Here is a 23,407-nt window from a genome sequence, read left to right as displayed (position 1 = left end):
CAGAACCGACGTGTGGCCGCCGCCACGCGGCAAGAGGTACAGGAACGAGGAACCAGATGACCGACCCCGTGACGCTGGACGGCGAGCTCCCCGTCGGCGACTTCGACGAGAAGCGCGCCGAGAACGCCGTGCGGGAACTGCTGATCGCGGTCGGGGAGGATCCGGACCGGGAGGGCCTGCGCGAGACTCCCGCGCGGGTGGCTCGGGCGTACAAGGAGATCTTCGCGGGCCTGTGGCAGAAGCCCGAGGACGTGCTCACGACGACGTTCGACCTCAGGCACGACGAAATGGTGCTCGTGAAGGACATCGAGGTGTACTCGACCTGTGAGCATCATCTGGTGCCGTTCCGGGGCGTCGCCCACGTCGGATACATCCCGTCCGTCACCGGGAAGATCACCGGCCTGTCGAAGCTGGCCCGTCTGGTGGACGTCTACGCCCGTCGGCCTCAGGTGCAGGAACGACTCACCACGCAGATCGCGGACTCGCTGATGGAGATCCTGGAGCCGCGGGGCGTCATCGTGGTCGTCGAGTGCGAGCACATGTGCATGTCCATGCGCGGCATCCGCAAGCCGGGCGCGAAGACCATAACGTCCGCCGTGCGCGGGCAGCTGCGGGACGCGGCGACGCGGAACGAGGCCATGAGCCTGATCATGGCGCGCTGAACCGGGTGCTGACGGGAACCGGCGGTCACGCCGCCGGTTCCGCCCCCGGGGTGTTCTGGTCCTCGTCGTCCGGGAGTTTGCACACCCGCTCCAGGAACAGGGCCGCCGCTATCACGCCGATGCCGGCCAGGACCGAGAAGCCGGCGTAGATGGCCTGGTCGCGGCGGGTGGGAATGTCCAGGAGCTCCAGCAGGAAGACGCCCGTGCCGCCGTACATGCCGGCGACGAGCGCGGCGACCAGAGCGCTGGCCTGGCCGAAGACGACCGCGCGGGCGGCCATCAGCGGGTCGACGCCCTTCGCGCCGGGGCGGCGTTCGCGCTGGGCCTTCAGACGGGCGCGCAGCGAGAGCGCCGTCGACAGCAGGACCACCGCGATCAGTGCGAGGACGATGGGGGCGGCCAGGGGGACGCTGGGCAGGGTCCCGATCGAGTTCCAGAGGCGGGCGCCCGCCCAGGACAGGATCCCGGCCACGACGAACACGCCCGCCAGCACCCTGATGCGCAGCTCTCTCACGGTGTCCCTTCAGCTCCCCCGGACCGGTGCGGACCGCGGTCTCACCGACCTTGTCGTCTGAGTCGTCTTGACCTTAACGACTATTCCGGCAGTCGGAGTTCCAGGTCCGCGCGGGGTTCGACGCCCGCACGGGTGACGGCCGACAGCAGCTCGGCCACCGGGCCGCGGCCGGGCAGCTGGGCCTCCGGGTCCACGTCGTGCCAGGGCGCGAGGACGAAGGCGCGCTCGTGGGCGCGCGGGTGGGGCAGGGTGAGCTGCGGGTCGTCGGAGGTGACGTCGGCGTAGGCGACGATGTCGACGTCCAGGGTGCGCGGGCCCCAGTGCTCGTCGCGGACGCGTTTGTACGCCTCCTCGATGGCATGGGCCCGCTCCAGCAGGGAGGCCGGGGGCAGGGTGGTCTTGAGGACCACGACGGCGTTGAAGTACGACGGCTGGCTGCCGGGCGCCACGCCCCACGGCTCGGTCTCGTACACCGGCGAGACCGCCTTCACGCGGACGCCCGGGGTGTCCTCCAGCGCGTCGACGGCGCCCTGGAGGGTCTCCAGGCGGTTGCCGAGGTTGGAGCCGATGGAGATGACGGCCCACTTCGGGTTCTGCAGGGTCGTGTCGGCGGCGTCGACCTTCTCGACGACCGAGGCGGGCACCGGCTGGACGGTCGGGTCACTGTGACCCTGGAGGAAAGGTCGGGTCATACTCGGCTCCGGGTGATGGTGACGGTCACGTCGTCGAAGGGGACGGTGATCGGCGCGTCCGGCTTGTGGACGCAGACCTCGACCTCCTGTACCCCTTCGTGCTTCAGGCAGGTCCGGGCGATCCGTTCGGCGAGGGTCTCGATGAGGTCCACCGGCTCGCCCTCGACCACCGCCACGACCTCCTCGGCCACGATGCCGTAGTGGACGGTCTTCGCCAGGTCGTCGTCGGCCGCGGCCGGACGGGTGTCGAGCCCCAGGACGAGGTCCACGATGAAGGTCTGGCCCTCCTCGCGCTCCTTGGGGAACACACCGTGGTGCCCGCGGGCCTTGAGGCCGCGCAGCGCGACACGATCCACGCGAATCACTCCTGCAATCGTCGGGAAGGACCGGTCCGTACCACGTACGGGCGGCACACCGGCCTGCAGACGAATCTACCTGCGGCCACTGACAAAGCCGGGCCGCGGGAGGCGGGCCCGCGTCTGGACCACGAGCGTTCATCTCGCGTTTCCCCGGAGAAACCCGGCGGTGTCATGGGCTGGTAGCGGCTTCTACCCAGGGGTAGGTGATTCCAACCACTTCCCGGTCGGCGCCCGGCCGCCGTGCCGCGCCCGCCCGCTCAGGCGAGGGGGCCGTCGTCCGGGTTCACGCCGTTCACGCCGGTCTCCTCGTCCTCGTCGTCGGTCTCGGCGAGGACGGGGGAGGCGTGGTGCGACCAGAGCTTCCAGCCGGAGGGTGTGCGCCGGAACACGTTCGTGGCGACGACGAGCTGGCCGACCAGCGGGCCCAGCTCCGCGCCGTCCTCCGGGGCGGGGCCGCCGCTGAGGATGTTCTCGGTGCAGGTCACGAGCGCGGTGTCGCCGGTGACGGAGACGTGCACGTCGGTGAGGAAGAACTGGATGTAGTCGGTGTTGGCCATGATCAGGGCGTAGGACCTGAGGACCTCGCCGCGCCCGGTGAGCACCGGCCAGCCGGGGTGCACGCAGGAGACCACCCCGGTGTCCGCCGGGTCGTGGTACTCCTCGTCCACGCCCAGGTCGGCGGGGGTGAGCCAGAGGGCGGACAGTTCCTCGAAGTCGCCGCGCTCCATCGCCTCGTAGAAGGCGGTGTTGGCCGCCTCCACCTGCTCGACGTCGGTATGAGGGGCGCTCACCGGGTTCCTTCCGCCCCGAGGCGGCCACTGACGCCCGGCGTGCGTCCGCTGCCGCACACCCCGTGTTCGCGCTCCGCGCGCAGCGCCTGCGCCCCCGGCACCAGGCCTGTCGTGCGCGCCTCCTCCACGGCGCGTGCGACTCGTACGGCGTCGGCGCTGGCGCGTACCTCGTGCACGCGCACCGCCCAGGCGCCGGACTGCGCGGCGAGCGCGGAGACGGCGGCCGTGGCGGCGTCCCGTTCGCGGGCCGGCGGCGGCGCGCCGTCCGGGCCGGCGAGGACGTGGCCGAGGAACCGCTTGCGGGAGGCGGCCACGAGCAGGGGGTGGCCGAGGCCGTGCAGGCGGTCGAGGTGGGCGAGGAGGGCGAGGTCGTGCTCGGCGTTCTTGGAGAAGCCGAGGCCGGGGTCGACGACGACGCGGTCGGGGGCGATGCCGCCGGCCAGAACGGCTTCCACGCGCGCGTGCAGTTCGTCCAGGACTTCGGTGACGACGTCTTCGTAGACGCCCTTGACGTTGCCGCCCTGAAGGAAGCCGCGCCAGTGCATGACGACGAAGGGGGCGCCCGCGTCGGCGACCACCGGGATCATCGCGGGGTCGGCGAGGCCGCCGCTGACGTCGTTGACGAGGGACGCGCCGGCCGCGAGGGACTGCTCGGCGACGGACGCGCGCATGGTGTCGACGGAGACGACGACGCCTTCGGAGGCGAGGCCCCGGACGACCGGGATGACGCGCCGCAGTTCCTCGGCCTCGTCCACCCGGGTGGCGCCGGGGCGGGTGGACTCGCCGCCGACGTCGACGAGGTCCGCGCCCTGGGCGACGAGTTCCAGGCCGTGTTTGACGGCGGCGGTCGTGTCGAACCAGCGGCCGCCGTCGGAGAAGGAGTCGGGGGTCACGTTGACGACACCCATGACCGCGCACCGGTCCCATACCGGAAGGCCGGCGACGTGCCCGCGTCCGCTGAGGTTGTTCATACGTTCAGCGTAGGCCCAGGGGGCGTCCGGAACGCGCGGCGGCCCGGGCGGCCGCCCCGTGCTGGAGGGGGAGGGGCGTCCGCCCGGGCCCGTACCCGGCCGCACCGCTCGTCTGCGCGGTGCCCTGGTCCGCGCGGCTCAGGCCGCGCGGACGTCCCGTTCCGCCATGGTGTGCGCGCAGGGGCGCTCGGCGGCCGCCCTGCGCCGGCGCAGGAAGCGCGGGAGCGGCAGGGCGAGGTTGACGAAGCCTTCCGCCTGCATGGCGGCGAAGCCGATGCGGGGCAGGTCGGCGCTGTTGCGGTAGACCACGAAGCGGGGCTCCCAGCGCGGCTGGAACTTGGCGTTGAACTTGTACAGCGACTCGATCTGGAACCAGCGCGAGAGGAACACCAGCAGCCCGCGCCAGGCGCGCAGCACCGGACCGGCGCCGATCTTCTCGCCGCGCGCGAGGGCGGAGCGGAACATCGCGAAGTTCAGCGAGATGCGGGTGATGCCGAACTTCGGCGCGGCCTGGAGGGCGGCGACGATGAGCAGTTCGTTCATGCCGGGGTCGGCGCTGCGGTCGCGGCGCATGAGGTCCAGCGACGCGCCGTCCCTGCCCCAGGGCACGAAGTGCAGGATCGCCTTCAGGTCGCCGTACTCGCCGGGTTCGTCGTCCTGTTTGTGCGCGGTGGCGATCAGGCAGTCGCCGTCGGCGGGGTCGCCGATGCGGCCGAGCGCCATGGAGAAGCCGCGTTCGGTGTCGGTGCCGCGCCAGTCCTCCGCCGCCCGCCGGATGCGCTCCAGTTCGGCGTCGCCGAGGTCACGGATGCGCCGTACCCGGGTTTCGTAGCCGGCTCGCTCGATGCGTTTGACCATTTGTCGCACGTTGCGCATCGCGCGTCCGGCGAGCGAGAAATCCGCGACGTCCACCACCGCCTCGTCGCCCAGTTCGAGGGCGTCCAGGCCGGTTTCGCGGGTCCACACCTCGCCGCCCGTCTCCGAGCAGCCCATGACGGCGGGGGTCCAGGAGTGGGCCTTGGCCTCGTCCATGAAGCGCTCGATGGCGCCGGGCCAGGCCTCGACGTCGCCGATGGGGTCGCCGCTGGCGAGCATCACGCCGGAGACGACGCGGTAGGTGACGGCGGCCTTGCCGCTGGGGGAGAAGACGACGGCCTTGTCGCGGCGCAGCGCGAAGTGGCCGAGGGAGTCGCGCCCGCCGTGCTTGTCCAGCAGGGCCCGCAGCCGGGACTCGTCCTCCTCGGTGAGGCGGGCGGCGGGGTGTTCGGGGCGGAAGGCGAGGTAGATGGTGGTGGCCGCGGTGATCCAGCCGAGGGCGCCGAGGGAGAAGGCGACGGTCCAGGACGTGTTGCCCTGGTAGTCGACCGGTCCTTCGAAGCCGAACAGGCCGTAGACGACGTGCGTCAGCCGATCGGCCAGGCTCGGGTCGCCGATCGTCCGGTGCGGGTGGACGCTGACGATGACGAGTCCGAGGACGAGAGAGCCGGCGCTCATGAGGATGAAGTTGGCGAGTGCGCGCCACCTGCTGCGCGGGTCGGGCAGGGCGGCGAACTGGTCGCGGTGGAGCAGCAGCGGTACGAGCAGCGCGACGGCGATGAGCACGCCGACGAGCGAGTGCCGGTACGCGAACTGCGCCACCGCGCCCGCCGGCAGCAGCGCGACCGCGGCCCGCCACGCCCGGCGCTTGCGCCGTTTGAGCCCGTGCGCGAGCAGCAGCAACAGCACGCCGGCGCTCAGCGAGAGCGCGGCCGCGAACGGCCCGAACGAGCCGGGCAGCACTTCCGCGATGGCGTGCATACGGCTGTGACGGAAGCGCGGGAACACGCCCGCGGCAATGTCCAGGACGCCCACGAGGGCGGCGGCCCTGCCGACGAGCACGGGGACGGCCTCGGGGCGCGGGCCGCGCAGTATGCGCCGCGCCCGGCTGGATCGGCTCGGAACCCCGCCCGACATTTCCCCATCTATCCTGACAGACATCGCATCCCGTAGTTCTGCGAGAGACCTTGAACCCGGGCCCGATACGGGCATCCGGCGACATTGCGCCCTCTAGGACGGTGTCTCGGGGAGACAGGTTCACTCCCCACCGGAAAGTCGGGTCAAAGGCCAAGGAAAGCCCCGGGCAAGCCCGCGCGACGACGTTGCGGGCGGGCGCCGGGCGGAGAGCGCAGGCAGGTAACAGCCCATGGGTCTGACGAGCAACAAGGTGCTGGTGCTGGCGGTCGTCCTCGCCGTCGTCCTCTTCCTCGGCACGGTGTGGTGGTGGCCGCGGCTGGCCAGGCGGAACTGGCGGGCCGTCAGCGGGCGCGTCGGGCTGCTGCTCGGCACCCAGGTGGCGCTCTTCGCCTCGGTGGGCCTCGCCGTGAACCAGGCCTTCGGTTTCTACGCCAGCTGGGCCGACCTGTTCGGCCAGGAGACCGGGCAGGGAGTGGTCGTCGACCACATAGCGGGCGGCGGCGCCGGCAGCCCCGTACAAGTGGTGTCCACCTCCCGGGTCATCGGGGCGAGCAGCGCCCTGCCGCAGGTCGCCGGGCAGGTCCAGAAGGTGGACATCATCGGCCGTACGACCCACCTGGCCACGCCGGCGTTCGTGTATCTGCCCCCCGAGTACTTCCAGCCGCAGAACCGCACGCGCACGTTCCCGGTGTCCGTCATCCTCACCGGCTACCCCGGCACGGCTCAGGCGCTGGTGGACAAGCTGCACTACCCGAGTACGGCGCTGCAGCTGGCCAAGGCCGGGAAGATGCAGCCGATGATCCTGGTGATGCTGCGTCCGACCGTGGCGCCGCCGCGCGACACGGAGTGCGTGGACGTGCCCGGCGGACCGCAGACCGAGACGTTCTTCGCCCGGGACCTGCGCGACTCGGTGACCGCCCACTACCGGGTCGACAGGACGCCCGCCAGCTGGGGCATCGCCGGCGACTCGACCGGCGGCTACTGCGCGCTGAAGATCGCCATGCACCACCCGAAGGCGTATGCGGCCGCCGCCGGCCTGTCGCCGTACTACAAGGCGCCGCTCGACCCCACCACCGGAGACCTCTTCCGCGGCAACACGAATCTGCGGAATCGCGCCAACCTCTTCTGGGCGATCAAGCACCTGTCCGCGCCCGAGACGTCGCTGCTCGTCACCAGCAGCCGGGTGGGCGAGCACAACTACAAGGACACGCTCAAATTCATCAAGAGCGTGCAGGCGACCAACGTGACCAGGATTTCGTCGATCATCCTCCCGAGCGGCGGGCACAACTTCAACACCTGGCGGCGCGAGATCCCGCCGATGCTGCAGTGGCTGAGCCAGCGGCTGGTCGCCCACTGAGCCGGGGTGCCTGACGTCTCGTGAAGCCGGTGTTCGTGGCCGTGTTTTTACGGGGCGGGGGTCCGCGATTCGCCTACGCGCGGTAAGTTTCTGGCCATGCCACGTGGACGCCACCGCCATTCCCCACCCCTGCACCGGCTGTTGCCTCCGGCGGCCATCGCCGGTGTCTCCGTCGTCTGCGCGCTGGGTCCCTGGGTGTTCTCCGAGGCCATGGTGCTGCGCGCGCTGGCGGCCGCCGCCGCGGCGACCGCAGTCGCCGGCGCCGTCGTGATGCGCCGCTGGGACGCGCAGGCGGGCAAGCGGGTCGCCGAGCTCACACGCGCGCGTGCCGGCGACGAATGGCGGTACGAGGAGCGGCTCGCCGAACTGGAGACCGACCTGGAGGAGTCGCGCGAGCTGCGCACCAAGCTGGAGCAGCGGCTGCGCGCCAAGCGCGCGGAGCTGGCCGGCCTGCGCAACGAGCACGCGGCCCTGCTGCGCCGGTACGCCACCGCGGAGACCGAGCGCGCGAGCGCCCTGGAGGGACGCCGGCTGCTGGAGATCGAGGCGACCGCGCCGTCGTCCTCGCCCGCGCTGCCGTCCGCGCGCCGCGCCGAGCCGGAGCCGGCCGAGGCGAACGCGGAGGCCGCCCCGGAGCAGGCCGCCGGTGAGGCGCGTTCGGACTCCGGGGACGAGCCGGTGGCCTACGCGGTGTTCTCGCGCGAGGGCGCCTGGCTCTACCAGCAGGCCCTGACGGCCCTGGCCCGCTTCGGCAGCGACACCGGCGGCGACTCTGGCGGCGACTCCGGTACGGACGCCGGGCAGACGGCCGCGGCCGAGGCTTCCGAGACGGCGGTCTCCGACACGGCGGCTTCCGGCACGGTGGCTTCCGGGGCGGCCGAATCCGAAGCAGCGGCTTCTGCGGATACGGCCCCGCAGCCGGCGCGCGCCGAGTCCGGTGAGCCCGCGGACGGCCCGGCCGACGGCGGCACGGGCGCGGTTGCGACGGGCAGGGCGGACACCGTCCGTACGGCAGGCGCGCCCGAGGCGGGACCCGCTGCCGCGGCCGAGGCGGACGGTGCCCGGGACGGCAGGGCGGACGGCGCCGGGGCTTCCCGGAGCGAGGCCGACGCACCGGCCGCCCAGGAGGAGGAGGCGCAGGGGAAGCCTCAGGCGGCCGACGGGCACGCCCGCGCGGCCGCCGCCCCCGTGACGCCGGCCGAGCCCGCCACGGCCGTGGGCCCGCCGCCCGCCGGGCACTTCACGGTGCCGACCGCGGTGGCCGTCGTACCGGCCGCGCCCGTCCGGCGCCCGGTGGTCGAGGGCGGCTTCGACTTCTTCGGCACCCAGAAGGGCGCGCCCAAGGCCGCGCTGGAGTCGGTGCAGAACGAGGACCTCGCGGACGTCGTCGGCCAGGAGGCGCTCGCCGTGCACAAGGCCGAGGCCGAGGCCGGGTTCAAGCAGGCCCATGCCCGGCCCGACGGCACCGGGCAGGTCATCGACCTGACCGCGCACGACGAGACCGAGCAGATCGACGTCCAGCGGCTGCGCAGCGCTGCGTCCTGACCCGGCGCCACACGGATCCACGAGGCCCGGCTTCCCGCGCGGAAGCCGGGCCTCAGGTCATCCAGCGGTCGGGGCGGGCGTCGCGGCGGCCCGTGCGGGACCTCTCCGCCTGGGCGTGCAGCAGCCGTACGGCCTCCTCGGCGTCCCGCAGCCCGGCCGTCACGGTCCTGCCGGCCCCCGTGTCCACATGGACCTCGGCGAGCCGCCACAGCCGCCGCCAGGGCCCCTGGGCCAGCCGGACGCTCTGCACCTTGGCGTGCGGAACCAGCGAGAGCCGGCGCCGCAACAGGCCGTGCCGGGCGGCGAACACGGAGCCGGTGACCGCGAGGCGCTGCCCGCGCCACCACACCGGCAGGCACCAGCGGGCCCGCCGGGGCGGCCCCGACAGTTCCTGAGGCACCGTCACGCCCGGCAGCGCGCGCGTGAGGACCGACTCGGCGACCGGACGGGGCGCGACCGGCACCAGCACCGAGTTCGCCGACCCGGCCACGTCCAGTTCCACCCGCACCCAGCCGAGCCGCCGCCACAGCAGCGGCTCCACCAGCCGCACGGTCTGCACCCGGCCGGGCGGCACGGTCTCGTGCGTACGGTCCAGCAGCCCGCGGTCGATGCGCAGCCCGTCCGGCGACTCGCTCACCGTCCAGTCGAACTCGGCGGCGAACCGTCCCGCGCTGCGCGCGCCGGCCGCGCCGAACAGCGGCAGGGCGGTCGCGAGAACCGTCCACAGGCTGTGGGTGGTGAGCCACAGCACGGCCGGTACGACGAGCGCGGCGCCCAGCGAGACCCAGGGCGCGCCCGTCAATGCGAGGGACAGCGCCAGCGCGCGCGGGGGCACGCGCAGCAGTACGTGCGCCGGTGCCTCGCCGACCTCACGCGCCGTCTCGGGTGCGAAACCCGCCGCGCGCGCGAGCAGTTCCGCGCGCAGCGCGCGGGCCTCCTGCTCGCCGAGGAAGGCCAGTTCGTCCTTGTCGTCGGCGCCGACGACGTCGATCCGCAGCTTGGCGACGCCCGCCACGCGCGCGAGGAGGGGCCGGGAGACGTCCACGGCCTGGATGCGCTCCAGCCGGATGTGCGCGGTGCGCCGGAACACCAGGCCCGTGCGGATGCGCAGTTCGGTGCCGGTGACCGCGAAGTGCGTGAACCACCAGGACAGGAATCCGTAGAGACCGGCCGCGGGCACCAGCACCGCGAGGCCGAGCAGCAGCGCGGTGGTGGTCAGCCGCGCCAGCTGCGCCTGCGTCGCGTCCGGGTCGTGCACCGCCCACCCGGCGAGCACGGCGACCGGCGCCCAGGCCCGGCGGAAGGGCGTGACGGGGTGCAGCCGCCGCTCGGTCACGGCCGCGCGGTCCTCCGCGTCCTGGGCGCCCGCGCCGGCCGGGGTGTCCGGGGGGTACACGCGCGTGGTGTCCGCCGCGTCGCCGCGGTCCGGGGTGGTCACAGGCCCGCCGAACGTGCCTCGCCCAGCTCGGTGAGCCGGTCGCGCAGCCGTTCCGCCTCGGCCGGGTCCAGGCCGGGGATGGTGGCGTCGGTCGCGGCGGCCGCCGTGTGCAGCTGCACGGTGGCCAGCCCGAACCGCCGCTCGACGGGCCCGGAGGTGACCTCCACCAGCTGCATCCGCCCGTACGGCACCACCGTCTGCTCGTGCCACAGGACACCGCGGCTGATCAGCAGGTCGTCCGCGCGCTCGGCGTACCGCCACGAGCGCCAGTTCCGCCCCACCAGCCGCCGGCCCCATGCGCCGCCGGCCACCGGCACCAGCGCGAACACGGCCCACGCGGGCCCCACGGCCAGCCCCAGGACCAGCCCGGTGGCGACGGCCAGCCCCGCCGCCCACACCAGCACGAGCATCAGCCGCATCCGCAGCAGAGCGGGCTCCAGGCCCCGCCACACCGGCGCGGCCCCCGGTATACCGGCCTCGTCAAGGCTCCCCGTTTCCATGGGGCCAGCGTACGTAGGGGAAACTGGGGCCATGACTCCTACGACGGAGACCACGGTCGGAATCGGCGGCGCCGCGGAAAGCACCGACATGGTGCTCAACATCGGGCCTCAGCATCCGTCCACGCACGGTGTGCTGCGGCTCAGGCTGGTGCTGGACGGGGAGCGCATCGTGCGCGCGGAGCCGGTGATCGGCTATATGCACCGCGGGGCGGAGAAGCTCTTCGAGGCGCGCGACTACCGCCAGATCATCGTGCTCGCCAACCGCCACGACTGGCTGTCGGCGTTCTCGAACGAACTGGGCGTGGTCCTCGCGGTGGAGCGGATGCTCGGCATGGAGGTGCCCGAGCGGGCGGTGTGGACGCGCACGCTGCTGGCCGAGCTGAACCGGGTCCTGAACCACCTGATGTTCCTCGGCTCCTACCCGCTGGAGCTGGGCGGGATCACGCCGGTGTTCTACGCGTTCCGGGAGCGCGAGGTGCTCCAGAACGTCATGGAGGAGGTCTCCGGCGGGCGCATGCACTACATGTTCAACCGGGTCGGCGGCCTCAAGGAGGACCTGCCGGCCGGATGGGCCGCACGCGCGCGTGCCGCCGTCGCCGACGTGCGCTCGCGCATGGACGTCTTCGACGACCTGGTCCTCGGCAACGAGATCTTCCGCGGCCGCACGCGCGGAGTGGGGGTGCTCGCGCCGGAGACCGTGCACGCGTACGGGGTCAGCGGGCCCATCGCGCGCGCGTCGGGCGTGGACTTCGACCTGCGCCGCGACGAGCCGTACCTGGCGTACGGCGACCTCGGGGGCACCCTGAAGGTCGCCACCCGCGGCGAGGGGGACTGTCTCGCCCGTTTCGAGGTGCTGCTGGAGCAGACCCACAACGCGCTCGACCTCGCGGACGCCTGCCTGGACCGGATCGCCGAGCTGCCGCCCGGCCCGATCAACCAGCGGCTGCCGAAGGTGCTGAAGGCGCCCGAGGGGCACACGTACGCGTGGACCGAGAACCCGCTCGGCATCAACGGCTACTACCTGGTCAGCAAGGGCGAGAAGACGCCGTACCGGCTGAAGCTGCGCTCGGCCTCGTACAACAACATCCAGGCGCTGACCGAGCTGCTGCCGGGGACGCTGGTGGCGGACATGGTGGCGATCCTGGGCTCGATGTTCTTCGTGGTCGGCGACATCGACAAGTAGGGCGGTCCCGGCGGGGGCCGGTCGCCGGGCTCAGGCGAGCGGGTCGGCGATGCCGACCGGCTGGACCAGCCAGGCGAAGTCGCCGAGCCCGCCCGGGGCGGTGAGTTCGGCGGCCTCCCCGGCGCCCGCGAGGGCGCGCACGTAGGCCGCGGGGTCCGTGGAGGCCAGCGCGAGCGGGGGGCGTGCGCCGGTGATGCCGAGCGCGTGCAGGACGGCGCGCTGGGTGAGCAGGCGCGCGGCAGGCAGGGCGCGCGCCGGGCCGGAGACGGCGTGCGCCTCGCCCGGGGGTGTGCTCGGCGTGACCAGAGGCGCGTGCGGCGCGTCGGGGGGTGTGCTCGGCGTCGCCAAAGGCTCGTGCGGCCCGTCGGAGGCCGTGCTCGGCGTGTCCGAAGGCGCGTGCGCCGTAGGGGCCGTCGCGCAGGCGTCCAGGGCGACGTGGGCCGTGATGTCGCAGGATCCGTCGGGCACCGGCGCCGTCTCGCGGCCGGCGCGGAAGCCGGTGAGCGTGCCGAACAGGGGGCGCGCGTCGGCGGTGTGCGCGTAGTCCACGGCGACCGCGAGCCCGCGCACCACCCGGTGCACCGCCGACGCCCACGCCAGGTCGCGGGGCAGTCCGATCTCCGCGCGCAGCCCCTCCTCGGGCGGCAGCGGCCACCATCGGGCGAGCCAGTCCGCGTCCGCGCCGGTCACCGGCTCCCCGAGCCGCTCGGTGCCGTCGTCGGCGACCAGCACCAGCCTGGGCACGCCCGCGGGGTCGACCTCGACGACGTCCACGGGCACGTTGTCCAGCCACTCGTTGGCGAACAGCAGGCCCGTGACGGCGGCCGGGGGCGCGTCGAGCCAGGTGACGCGTTCGTCGAGGCCGACCGGGCGGCCGGCGCGTTCAACGGCGTACGCACGCGCGCGTGCGGCCACGTCCGCCGGCAGCGCGGCCAGCACGCCGGTGACCAGTTCACCGCGCCCCGCGCCCATGTCGACGAAGTCCAGCGCGGCCGGCCGGCCCAGTGCCTCGTCGACCCGGCACAGCAGCCGGGCCACGGCCCGCGCGAACAGCGGGGAGGCGTGCACGGACGTACGGAAGTGGCCGACCGGGCCCTCCGGACGGCGGTAGAAGCCACCGGGGCCGTACAGCGCCGCCTCAGCCGCCGCGCGCCAGCCGCGCCAGCCGCGCGGTCCGTCGCCCTCGCGGGCGCGCCGTTCCGTTTCCCGCGCCGTCTCATCCGTCACCGCACCAGACTAGGCGCACAGATGATCACTTCCTCCACCTTGCGGAGTACGCGCGCCGGGCCCGGATCGGCCCTCCGGTTGACCCCTGCACGCATCTGGTTTGCCTACGCTGGGTTACGTGCAGCGCCTCTATGACTTCCTCCGCCGCCACCCCACGTGGGTCGACACCTTCTGGGCGGTCGCCCTGTTCGGGCTGTCCGGTGTGAGCGTGGTCAATCTGAGCGGGGTGCCCGGTCACCACATGTCGGTCGCCGCCGGGATGACCGTGTCCTTCGTGCTGTGCGTCGTCGTGGCGCTGCGCCGCCGTTTCCCGGAGCCGATGCTGCTGGTCGCCCTCGCGACCGGGCTGGTCCAGCTGGTGCTGGACATCGAGACGACCGTCGCCGACTTCGCGATGCTGGTGATCACCTACACGGTGGCGGCGGTCGGCGCGCGCTGGGCCTCCCGGCTCGCGCTCGTCGTCAGCCTGTGCGCGGCGGCCTTCGCCCAGCTGCGCTGGCCGGCCGAGCACGCGGGCTTCCTCGGGCGGATCGCCATAGTCGCCTTCCAGACGGTGCCCTTCGCGCTCGCCTGGGTGCTCGGCGACTCCATGCGGACCCGGCGCGCCTACTTCGCCCAGCTGGAGGAGCGCGCGGCCCGCCTGGAGAAGGAGCGCGAGGCGCAGTCGAAGGTCGCGGTGGCCGCCGAACGCGCCCGCATAGCGCGCGAGTTGCACGATGTCGTCGCACACAACGTGTCGGTGATGGTGGTGCAGGCCGACGGCGCCGCGTACGTCCTGGACACCGCCCCCGACCAGGCCAGGAAGGCGCTGGAGACGATCTCCTCCACCGGCCGCCAGGCGCTCGCCGAGATGCGCCGCCTGCTGGGCGTGCTGCGCACCGGGGAGCACCAGGAGGGCGGGGAGTACGTCCCCCAGCCGGACGTCGAGCAGATCGACGAGCTCGTCGAGCAGTGCCGCAACGCCGGCCTCCCGGTCGACTTCAAGGTCGAGGGCACCCCGCGCCCGCTGCCGAGCGGCGTGGAGCTGACCGCGTACCGGATCGTGCAGGAGGCGCTCACCAACACCCGCAAGCACGGCGGGCCCAACGCGGGCGCGAGCGTGCGGCTGGTCTACTTCGACGACGGGCTCGGCCTGCTCGTCGAGGACGACGGCAAGGGCGCCCCGCACGAGCTGTACGAGGAGGGCGGCGCCGACGGCCAGGGGCACGGCCTGATCGGCATGCGCGAGCGGGTCGGCATGGTGGGCGGCACCCTGGACGCCGGACCGCGGCCGGGCGGAGGATTCCGCATCAGCGCCCTGCTCCCGCTCAAACCGGCGCACTGACGCAGCCGCACGCCCCCGATTCACACCTGTCAGACCCCGCCCGAACCACGGCACCACCCGTCCCGACCGAAAGAGGCCCGATGGCGATCCGCGTGATGCTCGTCGACGACCAGGTGCTGCTGCGCACCGGGTTCCGGATGGTGCTCGCCGCCCAGCCGGACATGGAGGTCGTCGCGGAGGCGGGCGACGGCGTCGAGGCCCTGCAGGTGCTGCGGTCCACGCCCGTCGACGTCGTCCTGATGGACGTCCGCATGCCGAAGCTGGACGGTGTGGAGGCCACCCGGCGGATCTGCGCCGAGGCCGATCCGCCGAAGGTGCTGATCCTGACCACCTTCGACCTGGACGAGTACGCGTTCTCCGGGCTGAAGGCGGGCGCCTCCGGGTTCATGCTCAAGGACGTGCCGCCCGGTGATCTGCTGGCGGCGATCCGCGCGGTGCACAGCGGCGACGCGGTCGTGGCGCCGTCCACCACCCGCCGCCTGCTGGACCGTTTCGCCCCGATGCTGCCCTCCACCGGCAAGGAGCCGCAGGCCAAGGAGCTGGACCGGCTCACCGACCGCGAGCGCGAGGTCATGGTGCTGGTCGCGCAGGGCCTGTCCAACGGCGAGATCGCGGCCCGGCTGGTGCTGAGCGAGGCGACGGTGAAGACCCACGTCGGCCGCATCCTCACCAAGCTCGGCCTGCGCGACCGGGTCCAGGTCGTGGTGCTGGCCTACGAGACCGGCCTGGTCCGCGCGGGCGGCCACGGGTGAGTCCGGGAGCCCTGCTTGCCGGTCATACCGCCGGCAGGCGCGTGACGAAGCCGGCGACGGCCGTCCGCACGTCGTCCGCCGTCCACCGAAGGCCCTCGGAGCGCACGGCGACCTCGGTGAAGGACAGCCCGGGGCCGCCGCGGTCCCAGGGGCCGGTGAAGAGGTAGGCCCCCGTCTCCTCGGCCTGGCGCACCGCCGCCTCCGTGAGGACGTCGGGCTCGTACGGCAGCCAGACCTGGAAGTCGTGGGTGTGGGGTTCCTCGGGGTGCACGCGGGCCCACGGCAGGCCGGCCGCGGCGAAACCCTCGCGCAGCGCGGCGGCGACCACGCGCGCGTGCCGCACGTAGTCCGGCAGCCGGGGCAGCTCGCGCTCCAGTCCGGCGAGCGCCGACAGCACCGTCGGGAACTGCTGGAAGACCATGCCGCCGTACCGGTGCCGCCAGGTCTTCGCCTCCTCCACCAGCGTCTTCGGGCCGGCCAGCGCGGCACCGCCGAAGCCGTCGAGGGACTTGTAGAACGACACGTACACGCTGTCCGCGAGGTCGGCGATCTCCGCCAGCGTGCGGCCGAAGTGGACCGTGCTCTCCCACAGGCGCGCGCCGTCGAAGTGCACCACCGCGTCACGCTCCCGCGCCGCCTCGACCACCTCGGTCAGCTCCTCCCAGGTGGGCAGCACGAAACCGGCGTCGCGCAGGGGGAGTTCCAGCATCAGCGCCCCGAAGGGCTCGTCGAAGCCGCGTATCTCGGCGGCGGTCGGCAGCCGCGGCTCACTGGTCACCCGCACCGGGCGCAACCCGCTGACCTCGCTGAAGGCGTGCCGTTCGTGCACCTCCGGGTGGGCCAGGGCGTGCAGGGCCACCGCGCGGTCGCCGGTGCGGGCCGCCCAGCAGCGCAGCGCCACCTGCTGGGCCATCGTGCCGGTCGGGAAGAACGCGGCCGCCTCCGTGCCGAGCAGGGACGCGACGCGCTCCTCCAGGTCCGCCACGATCCCGTTGCCGTAGATGTCCGCCGGCTGGTCCAGGTCGTACACCTCGGGCGCCGCCTGCTGGAGGTCCGCCAGCCGCTCCCGGATCGTGCGCCCGAAGCCCTGGCGCGCCAGCACGCGCTCCGCCTTCGCGCGGGCGGCACGGCGCCGCGCCCGCATCGCCTCCTCCGGGGACTGCTCCGCCTGCCGGTGTTCCCGCTGCTCTTCGTCCGGTCGCGCCTCATCGCTCATGTGCGGATCATGCCGCGCGGCGGCCGGACGGACAGCCGAATTTCGCCGCGCGGACGCGCGGCCGCACCGCTCTTGCGGGCCTGCGAGGGCGTGGCGTAACCCACAGCCTGTGGACGACCGGTCGGCTCCGGACCGAGATAGCGTTAACATGACGAGAAATCGTCCGGTACCCAGAGCGGACTGGAACGGGAAGGCCGCCGTCGCGTGAGTACAGTCCACCAGCAAGACCTCAAGGACCGCCCCGCGCGGCTCACCGTCGGCGTCGTCGGCGCCGGCCGCGTGGGTCCCGCGCTCGCCGCGTCCCTCCAGCTCGCCGGACACCGCCCGGTGGCCGTCTCCGGCGTCTCCGACGCCTCCCGGCGGCGCGCCGAGACCATGCTCCCGGACGTGCCGCTGGTGCCGCCCGCCGAGGTCCTGGGCCGCGCCGACCTGGTGCTGCTCACCGTCCCCGACGACGTCCTGCCCGGACTGGTCTCCGGACTCGCCGAGACCGGTGCGGTACGGCCCGGACAGCTGCTCGTGCACACCTCCGGCCGCTACGGCGCCAAGGTCCTCGACCCGGCCCTGCGCGCGGGCGCGCTGCCGATGGCCCTGCACCCCGCGATGACCTTCACCGGCACCCCGGTGGACGTCCAGCGCCTGGCCGGCTGCTCCTTCGGCGTCACCGCGCCCGAGGAGCTGCGGCTGGCCGCCCAGGCGCTCGTGATCGAGATGGGCGGCGAGCCGGAGTGGATCAGCGAGGAGAACCGCCCGCTGTACCACGCGGCGCTCGCCCTCGGTGCGAACCACCTGGTGACCCTGGTCGCGCAGTCGATGGAGCTGCTGCGCACCGCGGGCGTCGAGGCCCCCGACCGGATGCTCGGCCCGCTGCTCGGCGCCGCTCTCGACAACGCGCTGCGCTCCGGGGACGCGGCGCTCACCGGCCCCGTCGCGCGCGGGGACGCCGGCACGGTCGCCGCGCACATCACCGAGCTGCGCGCGCACGCCCCGCAGACCGTCGCGGGCTATGTGGCGATGGCCCGCGCGACCGCCGACCGGGCGCTCGCGCACGGCCTGCTGAAGCCCGAACTCGCCGAGGACCTGCTCGGCGTGCTGGCCGACGGGGCCGCCGGCACGAACGGCACCACCGGCCCAGGCACCACCGGCACCGAGGGGAACGACCGATGACCACCGCCCTGCTGAGCACCGCCGACGAGCTGCACGCGCGCGTGCGCCGGGGCCGCCGCGCCGTCGTGATGACCATGGGCGCCCTGCACGAGGGCCACGCCACCCTGATCCGCACCGCGCGCGGGATCGCCGGACCGGACGGCGAGGTCGTCGTCACCGTCTTCGTCAACCCGCTGCAGTTCGGCGCGGGCGAGGACCTGGACCGCTACCCGCGCACCCTCGACGCCGATGTGAAGATCGCCGAACAGGCCGGAGCGGACGTGGTGTTCGCGCCCTCCGTGGACGAGGTCTACCCCGGCGGCGCCCCCCAGGTCCGCATCAGCGCCGGGCCCATGGGCGAACGCCTGGAGGGCGCCTCGCGGCCCGGCCACTTCGACGGCATGCTCACCGTCGTCGCCAAGCTGCTGCACCTCACCCGCCCCGACGTGGCCCTGTACGGCCAGAAGGACGCCCAGCAGCTGGCCCTGATCCGGCGCATGGTGCGGGACCTGAACTTCGGCGTCGAGATCGTCGCCGTGCCGACCGTGCGCGAGGAGGACGGGCTCGCCCTGTCCAGCCGCAACCGCTACCTCTCGCCGGCCGAGCGCACCACCGCCCTCGCGCTGTCCCGCGCGCTGTTCGCGGGCCGCGACCGGCACGCCGCGCAGGAGGCGCTGCGCGCGCGTGCCCGCGAAGTGCCCTCCACACAGGCGCGTGCCGAGGCGCTGAGCGCCCTCGGGGAGTCCCGCGCCGCCGCCGACGCCCACGCGGTCGCCACGGCGTCCCCCGGCGGCCCGGCCGCCGTCCGCGCCGCCGCCCGCCAGGTGCTGGACGAGGCCGCCCGCTTCGTCCCGCCGCTCGAACTGGACTACCTCGCCCTCGTCGACCCGTCCGACTTCACCGAGATCGGCGACGACTTCACCGGCGAGGCCGTCCTGGCCGTCGCCGCGCGGGTCGGCACGACCCGGCTGATCGACAACCTCCCCCTCACCTTCGGAACCCTCGGAGCCGCCTCGTGACCAGCACAGGCATACGACTGCACGCCCCCGCCCCCGGCTGGGCCATCTCGGCGGACGTGGTCGTCGTCGGCTCCGGAGTGGCCGGCCTGACCGCGGCCCTGCGCTGCGAGGCCGCCGGCCTGAGCACCGTGGTCGTCACCAAGGCCCGCCTGGACGACGGCTCCACGCGCTGGGCGCAGGGCGGCATCGCGGCCGCCCTCGGCGAGGGCGACACGCCCGAGCAGCACCTTCAGGACACCCTGGTGGCCGGCGCGGGCCTGTGCGACGAGGAGGCGGTGCGGATCCTCGTCACCGAGGGCCCCGACGCCGTACGGCGGCTGATCTCCACCGGCGCCCACTTCGACACCGACGACGACGGCGACATCCAGCTCACCCGCGAGGGCGGCCACCACCGGCGCCGGATCGCGCACGCGGGCGGCGACGCGACCGGCGCGGAGGTCTCCCGCGCCCTCGTGGAGGCCGTCCAGGCGCGCGGGGTGCGCACGATCGAGAACGCGCTCGTGCTGGACCTGCTGACCGACGCCGAGGGCCGTACGGCGGGCGTCACGCTGCACGTGATGGGCGAGGGCCAGCATGACGGCGTGGGCGCCGTGCACGCCCCCGCGGTCGTCCTCGCCACCGGCGGCATGGGCCAGGTGTTCTCCGCGACCACCAACCCCTCGGTGTCGACGGGTGACGGCGTGGCCCTGGCGCTGCGCGCGGGCGCCGAGGTCTCCGACCTGGAGTTCGTACAGTTCCACCCGACCGTGCTGTTCCTCGGCGCGGAGGCGGAGGGCCAGCAGCCGCTGGTCTCCGAGGCGGTGCGCGGCGAGGGCGCCCATCTGGTCGACGCCGGCGGCGTGCGCTTCATGGTCGGGCAGCACGAGCTGGCGGAGCTGGCGCCCCGGGACATCGTCGCCAAGGGCATCCTGCGGCGGATGCTGGAGCAGGGCGCCGAGCACATGTACCTCGACGCCCGGCACTTCGGCGCCGAGATGTGGCAGCACCGCTTCCCGACCATCCTGGCCGCCTGCCGCGCCAACGGCATCGACCCGGTCACCGAGCCCATCCCGATCGCCCCGGCCGCCCACTACGCCTCCGGCGGCGTGCGCACCGACGCCCGCGGCCGTACCACCGTGCCGGGCCTGTACGCGTGCGGCGAGGTCGCCTGCACCGGCGTGCACGGCGCCAACCGGCTCGCCTCCAACAGCCTCCTCGAGGGGCTCGTCTACGCCGAGCGGATCGCCGCGGACATCGCGGAGAACCGGGCGGCGAACGGCCTCCACGCGCGCGTGCCCCAGCCGGTCCCGGAGCCCGACAGGCCCGCGCACCCGCTGCTCGCCCCCGAGACGCGGTTCGCCATCCAGCGGATCATGACCGAGGGCGCCGGCGTGCTGCGTTCCGAGGCGTCCCTGGCCAGGGCCGCCGAACAGCTCCAGCAGCTGCACGGCGAGGCCCGGGACGCCCTGGACGAGAACGGCAAGACCGCCGAGCCCGGCGTCGACACCTGGGAGGCCACCAACCTCCTGTGCGTCGCACGGGTCCTGGTCGCCGCCGCGCGGATGCGCGAGGAGACCCGCGGCTGCCACTGGCGCGAGGACCGCGCCGAGCGCGACGACACCCACTGGCGGCGGCACATCGTCGTACGGCTGAACCCCGACCGGTCGCTGGCCGTGCACACCACCGACACCGCAGACTTCCCCCCGACCCGGTAACACCAGCGCCCAGGAGCAGTGACGAACGTGAGCACCGACGACCTTCCTCTCGCCTCGACCGGCGGCTGCGGCGACGGCTGCGCCTGCGGCGCCGAGGGCGACGAGGAGTACCTGGAGAGCGGGCTCGACCCCGCGCTCGCCGAGCTGCTGGCCGCCGCCGGGCTCGACCCCGTGGAGGTCGAGGACATCGCCAACGTGGCCATCCAGGAGGACCTGGCCGGCGGCGTGGACGTGACGACCGTCTCCACCATCCCCGAGGACGCCGTCGCCACCGGTGACTTCACCGCGCGGGAGGGCGGTGTCGTGGCCGGTCTGCGCGTCGCCGAGGCCGTGCTCTCCGTGGTGTGCACGGACGAGTTCGAGGTCGAGCGGCACGTCGAGGACGGCGACCGGATCGAGGCCGGGCAGAAGCTGCTGTCGGTCACCACGCGCACGCGTGACCTGCTGACCGCCGAGCGCAGCGCGCTGAACATCCTGTGCCGCCTGTCCGGCATCGCGACCGCCACGCGCGCGTGGGCGGACGTCCTGGAAGGCACCAGGACCAAGGTCCGCGACACCCGGAAGACGACCCCGGGCCTGCGCTCCCTGGAGAAGTTCGCCGTCCGCTGCGGCGGCGGCGTCAACCACCGCATGTCGCTGTCCGACGCGGCCCTGGTCAAGGACAACCACGTGATCGCCGCCGGCGGGGTCGCGCAGGCCTTCAAGGCCGTACGGGAGAACTTCCCGGACATCCCGATCGAGGTCGAGGTCGACACCCTGCACCAGCTGCGGGAGGTCGTCGAAGCGGGCGCGGACCTGATCCTGCTGGACAACTTCACGCCCGACGAGTGCGCGGAGGCCGTCGGGATCGTGCGCGGCCGGGCTCTGCTGGAGGCCTCGGGCCGGCTCACGCTCGACACCGCGCGCATGTACGCGGACACGGGCGTGGACTTCCTGGCGGTCGGCGCGCTCACCCACTCCGCGCCGATCCTGGACATCGGCCTCGACCTGCGCGAGGCGGAGTAACGGCCATGCTCCTCACGATCGACGTCGGCAACACCCACACCGTCCTCGGCCTGTTCGACGGCGAGGACATCGTCGAGCACTGGCGCATCTCCACGGACGCCCGCCGTACGGCGGACGAGCTGGCGGTGCTGCTGCAGGGCCTGATGGGCATGCACCCGCTGCTCGGCGACGAGCTGGGCGACGGCATCGACGGCATCGCGATCTGCGCGACCGTTCCGTCGGTGCTGCACGAGCTGCGCGAGGTCACCCGGCGCTACTACGGCGACGTGCCCGCCGTGCTGGTCGAGCCGGGCGTGAAGACGGGCGTGCCGATCCTCACCGACAACCCCAAGGAGGTCGGCGCGGACCGGATCATCAACGCGGTCGCCGCCGTCGAGCTGTACGGCGGCCCGGCGATCGTCGTCGACTTCGGTACGGCGACCACGTTCGACGCGGTCTCCGCGCGCGGGGAGTACGTCGGCGGGGTCATCGCGCCCGGCATCGAGATCTCCGTCGAGGCGCTCGGCGTCAAGGGCGCGCAGCTGCGGAAGATCGAGGTGGCCCGGCCGCGCAGCGTGATCGGCAAGAACACCGTCGAGGCCATGCAGGCCGGCATCGTGTACGGCTTCGCCGGGCAGGTCGACGGGGTCGTCAGCCGGATGGCGCGGGAGCTGGCCGACGACCCGGACGACGTGCGGGTGATCGCGACGGGCGGGCTCGCGCCGATGGTGCTGGGGGAGTCCTCGGTGATCGACGAGCACCAGCCCTGGCTGACGCTGATCGGGCTGCGGCTGGTCTACGAGCGCAACGTGGCCCGGCTCTGAGGCGACCGGCATGACCCCGGTCGGGGGAACCGGGAGCGACACGCGGCGAACCAATATGCCAGGTTCGTCACTTTTGTCCGATTAGCGGTAGCGTCGCCGCATGCCCACGCCATACGGATCCCGCGGCGGCATGGCGTTCGGCGTGGAGGAGCTCCATGTGCTCCGCCGCGCCCTCGCCCTCGCCCTCCACCCCGGCCAGACGTCCGCCGAGGACGTCCAGGACTGCTTCCGGCTCGCCGAGGCGCTCGACGAGGCGATGCGCGAGGGAGCGAGACTGCGCGCCTTCCTGGTGGCCGACCTCGGCCGGTACCGGGCCGCCCTGCCGGGTACCGCCACCGGCTATCTCGCCCTCCTGGAGGAGGCCCTGGCGGCCGGACACCGGCCGACGCCGGACGATCTCGCGGCGCTGCGGGCGCTGCGCGGGAACCCGGTGGCGGCCGCGCTGCTGGACCGCTGCCAGGCGCTGGCCGAACAGGACGTACGCGCCCGGTTCGCGCAGGGCGCGCGCAAAGGGCCGGCGCCCGCCGTACCGCCCTCCAGGGCCCGCCTGACGGCCCTTCCGGGCGGCGGAGGGCTGCCCGGGGCCGGGCAGGCCGCCGAACAGGCCGGAGAGCCGCAGAAGCCGCCCCAGAGGCCTCCGCAGAAACAGCCGGCGCCGAAGCCCGCGCCGGCGCCCGGGGAGCGGCCCGGCGCGGAGCCGGCGGCGCCCAAGCGGCCCATCCCGACGCCGGGGGAGGTCTTCCCGCGCCGCAAGCCCACGCCGCCGGCGGCCCCCGCCGAACCCCGCCAGCTGGCGGCGGGCTGACCGGCACCGGTCTCGTGCGGGCGTCGGCGGTGTCGGGGTGTCCTCGGGGCCTTCTCCGGTCGGAGCGGTGTCCCTCGTGGGGTTTGTGCCCCCCGTAACCTTTCGCCCCGTGCGCCGTGGCTACTCTGGTGGGCATGGACTACGTCTCCGCACTCGTGCCCCCGGTCGTGATGGCCGTGTTCTTCATCGGTGTGGTCAGGGTGATCGTGAAGACCCAGGGCGGGGCCGCCAAGGCCAAGGAGGACGCGGCCGTCGACGCCGCCCTCGCGCGCGCGGAGAACGCGCGGCAGGCCTCCGCCGGCGGCGACGCCTGACCCGGCCGCCGACGGGGGGTCGGGCCCCGGCCCGCCCTCGCCCCTCGCCCCTCGCCCCTCGCTCCACCCCTGCGTGTACCCGCGTACGGCTCCCGGCGTCCCGTCCGACGCCTGAGCCGTACGCCCTTTTTGTTCCC

23 protein-coding genes are annotated in these 23,407 nt (G+C 73.8%); 13 read left to right on the top strand and 10 right to left on the bottom strand.

Annotated elements, in window-relative coordinates:
• Nucleotides 1-56 precede the first annotated feature (56 nt).
• Nucleotides 57-662 (top strand): GTP cyclohydrolase I FolE, encoded by a 606-nt coding sequence (gene folE / locus OG956_RS15705; protein ID WP_330338595.1) that lies wholly within the window; start codon nucleotides 57-59, stop codon nucleotides 660-662.
• A 25-nt stretch (nucleotides 663-687) separates the two neighbouring features.
• On the opposite strand, the gene OG956_RS15700 is transcribed toward folE, so the two are convergent.
• The 6 genes from OG956_RS15700 to OG956_RS15675 all read right to left on the bottom strand — a co-directional run bounded on the left by OG956_RS15700 (nucleotide 688) and on the right by OG956_RS15675 (nucleotide 5,942).
• Entirely contained in the window at nucleotides 688-1,176 is a 489-nt protein-coding gene (locus OG956_RS15700; protein ID WP_330338594.1) for a DUF3180 domain-containing protein, read from the bottom strand.
• A gap of 80 nt (nucleotides 1,177-1,256) precedes the next feature.
• Nucleotides 1,257-1,868: a 2-amino-4-hydroxy-6-hydroxymethyldihydropteridine diphosphokinase gene (folK, locus tag OG956_RS15695; protein WP_330338593.1), complete on the bottom strand. Its 612-nt coding sequence runs from the start codon at nucleotides 1,866-1,868 to the stop codon at nucleotides 1,257-1,259.
• Nucleotides 1,865-2,224: a dihydroneopterin aldolase gene (gene folB, locus OG956_RS15690; RefSeq protein ID WP_059251576.1), complete on the bottom strand. Its 360-nt coding sequence runs from the start codon at nucleotides 2,222-2,224 to the stop codon at nucleotides 1,865-1,867. The genes folK and folB overlap by 4 nt, the downstream gene beginning before the upstream one ends.
• A gap of 260 nt (nucleotides 2,225-2,484) precedes the next feature.
• Nucleotides 2,485-3,018, bottom strand: a complete 534-nt coding sequence (locus tag OG956_RS15685) for a nuclear transport factor 2 family protein (RefSeq protein ID WP_330338592.1) — start codon at nucleotides 3,016-3,018, stop codon at nucleotides 2,485-2,487.
• Nucleotides 3,015-3,989, bottom strand: coding sequence for a dihydropteroate synthase (folP, locus tag OG956_RS15680; protein ID WP_330338591.1), 975 nt, complete (start codon nucleotides 3,987-3,989; stop codon nucleotides 3,015-3,017). The genes OG956_RS15685 and folP overlap by 4 nt, the downstream gene beginning before the upstream one ends.
• A gap of 138 nt (nucleotides 3,990-4,127) precedes the next feature.
• The gene (locus OG956_RS15675; RefSeq protein WP_330338590.1) at nucleotides 4,128-5,942 is read right to left on the bottom strand and encodes a phosphatidylglycerol lysyltransferase domain-containing protein; all 1,815 of its coding nucleotides are present in this window, start codon (nucleotides 5,940-5,942) and stop codon (nucleotides 4,128-4,130) included.
• A 229-nt stretch (nucleotides 5,943-6,171) separates the two neighbouring features.
• On the opposite strand from OG956_RS15675, the gene OG956_RS15670 reads away from it, so the two are divergent.
• Both OG956_RS15670 and OG956_RS15665 read left to right on the top strand, forming a co-directional pair.
• The gene (locus OG956_RS15670; protein ID WP_330338589.1) at nucleotides 6,172-7,299 is read left to right on the top strand and encodes an alpha/beta hydrolase; all 1,128 of its coding nucleotides are present in this window, start codon (nucleotides 6,172-6,174) and stop codon (nucleotides 7,297-7,299) included.
• A gap of 96 nt (nucleotides 7,300-7,395) precedes the next feature.
• Entirely contained in the window at nucleotides 7,396-8,844 is a 1,449-nt protein-coding gene (locus OG956_RS15665) for a hypothetical protein (protein ID WP_330338588.1), read from the top strand.
• Between the two features lie 52 nt (nucleotides 8,845-8,896).
• Here the strand turns inward: OG956_RS15665 and OG956_RS15660 are convergent, their stop codons facing one another.
• Entirely contained in the window at nucleotides 8,897-10,180 is a 1,284-nt protein-coding gene (locus OG956_RS15660) for a PH domain-containing protein (RefSeq protein ID WP_443065679.1), read from the bottom strand.
• Nucleotides 10,181-10,278: 98 nt separating this feature from the next.
• The gene (locus OG956_RS15655) at nucleotides 10,279-10,782 is read right to left on the bottom strand and encodes a PH domain-containing protein (RefSeq protein ID WP_330338587.1); all 504 of its coding nucleotides are present in this window, start codon (nucleotides 10,780-10,782) and stop codon (nucleotides 10,279-10,281) included.
• Between the two features lie 31 nt (nucleotides 10,783-10,813).
• Between OG956_RS15655 and OG956_RS15650 the strand changes: the two genes are divergently transcribed.
• Nucleotides 10,814-11,965, top strand: a complete 1,152-nt coding sequence (locus tag OG956_RS15650) for an NADH-quinone oxidoreductase subunit D (protein WP_330338586.1) — start codon at nucleotides 10,814-10,816, stop codon at nucleotides 11,963-11,965.
• Between the two features lie 30 nt (nucleotides 11,966-11,995).
• On the opposite strand, the gene OG956_RS15645 is transcribed toward OG956_RS15650, so the two are convergent.
• A complete protein-coding gene (locus OG956_RS15645) occupies nucleotides 11,996-13,192 on the bottom strand; it encodes an SAM-dependent methyltransferase (protein ID WP_330338585.1) in 1,197 nt (398 codons plus the stop codon).
• 118 nt (nucleotides 13,193-13,310) lie between these two features.
• On the opposite strand from OG956_RS15645, the gene OG956_RS15640 reads away from it, so the two are divergent.
• Together OG956_RS15640 and OG956_RS15635 are read left to right on the top strand one after the other, a co-directional pair.
• Nucleotides 13,311-14,516 carry a sensor histidine kinase gene (locus tag OG956_RS15640; protein ID WP_330338584.1) on the top strand — a complete coding sequence of 402 codons (1,206 nt, stop codon included), beginning with the start codon at nucleotides 13,311-13,313 and terminating at the stop codon, nucleotides 14,514-14,516.
• 80 nt (nucleotides 14,517-14,596) lie between these two features.
• Nucleotides 14,597-15,268, top strand: a complete 672-nt coding sequence (locus tag OG956_RS15635) for a response regulator transcription factor (RefSeq protein WP_330338583.1) — start codon at nucleotides 14,597-14,599, stop codon at nucleotides 15,266-15,268.
• 22 nt (nucleotides 15,269-15,290) lie between these two features.
• Here the strand turns inward: OG956_RS15635 and OG956_RS15630 are convergent, their stop codons facing one another.
• Nucleotides 15,291-16,484 carry a threonine aldolase family protein gene (locus tag OG956_RS15630; RefSeq protein ID WP_330338582.1) on the bottom strand — a complete coding sequence of 398 codons (1,194 nt, stop codon included), beginning with the start codon at nucleotides 16,482-16,484 and terminating at the stop codon, nucleotides 15,291-15,293.
• A 204-nt stretch (nucleotides 16,485-16,688) separates the two neighbouring features.
• On the opposite strand from OG956_RS15630, the gene OG956_RS15625 reads away from it, so the two are divergent.
• The 7 genes from OG956_RS15625 to OG956_RS15595 all read left to right on the top strand — a co-directional run bounded on the left by OG956_RS15625 (nucleotide 16,689) and on the right by OG956_RS15595 (nucleotide 23,270).
• Nucleotides 16,689-17,651, top strand: a complete 963-nt coding sequence (locus OG956_RS15625; RefSeq protein ID WP_330338581.1) for a Rossmann-like and DUF2520 domain-containing protein — start codon at nucleotides 16,689-16,691, stop codon at nucleotides 17,649-17,651.
• Nucleotides 17,648-18,649: a pantoate--beta-alanine ligase gene (gene panC, locus OG956_RS15620; protein ID WP_330338580.1), complete on the top strand. Its 1,002-nt coding sequence runs from the start codon at nucleotides 17,648-17,650 to the stop codon at nucleotides 18,647-18,649. The genes OG956_RS15625 and panC overlap by 4 nt, the downstream gene beginning before the upstream one ends.
• The gene (locus OG956_RS15615) at nucleotides 18,646-20,343 is read left to right on the top strand and encodes an L-aspartate oxidase (protein ID WP_330338579.1); all 1,698 of its coding nucleotides are present in this window, start codon (nucleotides 18,646-18,648) and stop codon (nucleotides 20,341-20,343) included. The genes panC and OG956_RS15615 overlap by 4 nt, the downstream gene beginning before the upstream one ends.
• A 27-nt stretch (nucleotides 20,344-20,370) precedes the next feature.
• On the top strand, nucleotides 20,371-21,348 hold the full coding sequence (gene nadC, locus OG956_RS15610) for a carboxylating nicotinate-nucleotide diphosphorylase (protein ID WP_330338578.1): 978 nt from the start codon (nucleotides 20,371-20,373) through the stop codon (nucleotides 21,346-21,348).
• A 5-nt stretch (nucleotides 21,349-21,353) separates the two neighbouring features.
• The gene (locus OG956_RS15605) at nucleotides 21,354-22,151 is read left to right on the top strand and encodes a type III pantothenate kinase (protein ID WP_330338577.1); all 798 of its coding nucleotides are present in this window, start codon (nucleotides 21,354-21,356) and stop codon (nucleotides 22,149-22,151) included.
• Nucleotides 22,152-22,281: 130 nt separating this feature from the next.
• Nucleotides 22,282-22,956 (top strand): hypothetical protein, encoded by a 675-nt coding sequence (locus tag OG956_RS15600; RefSeq protein WP_330342851.1) that lies wholly within the window; start codon nucleotides 22,282-22,284, stop codon nucleotides 22,954-22,956.
• Between the two features lie 134 nt (nucleotides 22,957-23,090).
• Nucleotides 23,091-23,270, top strand: a complete 180-nt coding sequence (locus OG956_RS15595; protein WP_330338576.1) for a hypothetical protein — start codon at nucleotides 23,091-23,093, stop codon at nucleotides 23,268-23,270.
• Nucleotides 23,271-23,407 lie beyond the last annotated feature (137 nt).

The sequence above is a fragment of the Streptomyces sp. NBC_00557 genome (genome assembly GCF_036345995.1).
GTDB lineage: Bacteria > Actinomycetota > Actinomycetes > Streptomycetales > Streptomycetaceae > Streptomyces.
Note: the sequence above shows the minus strand (reverse complement) of the source record. Positions and strands in the feature narration are given on the sequence as shown.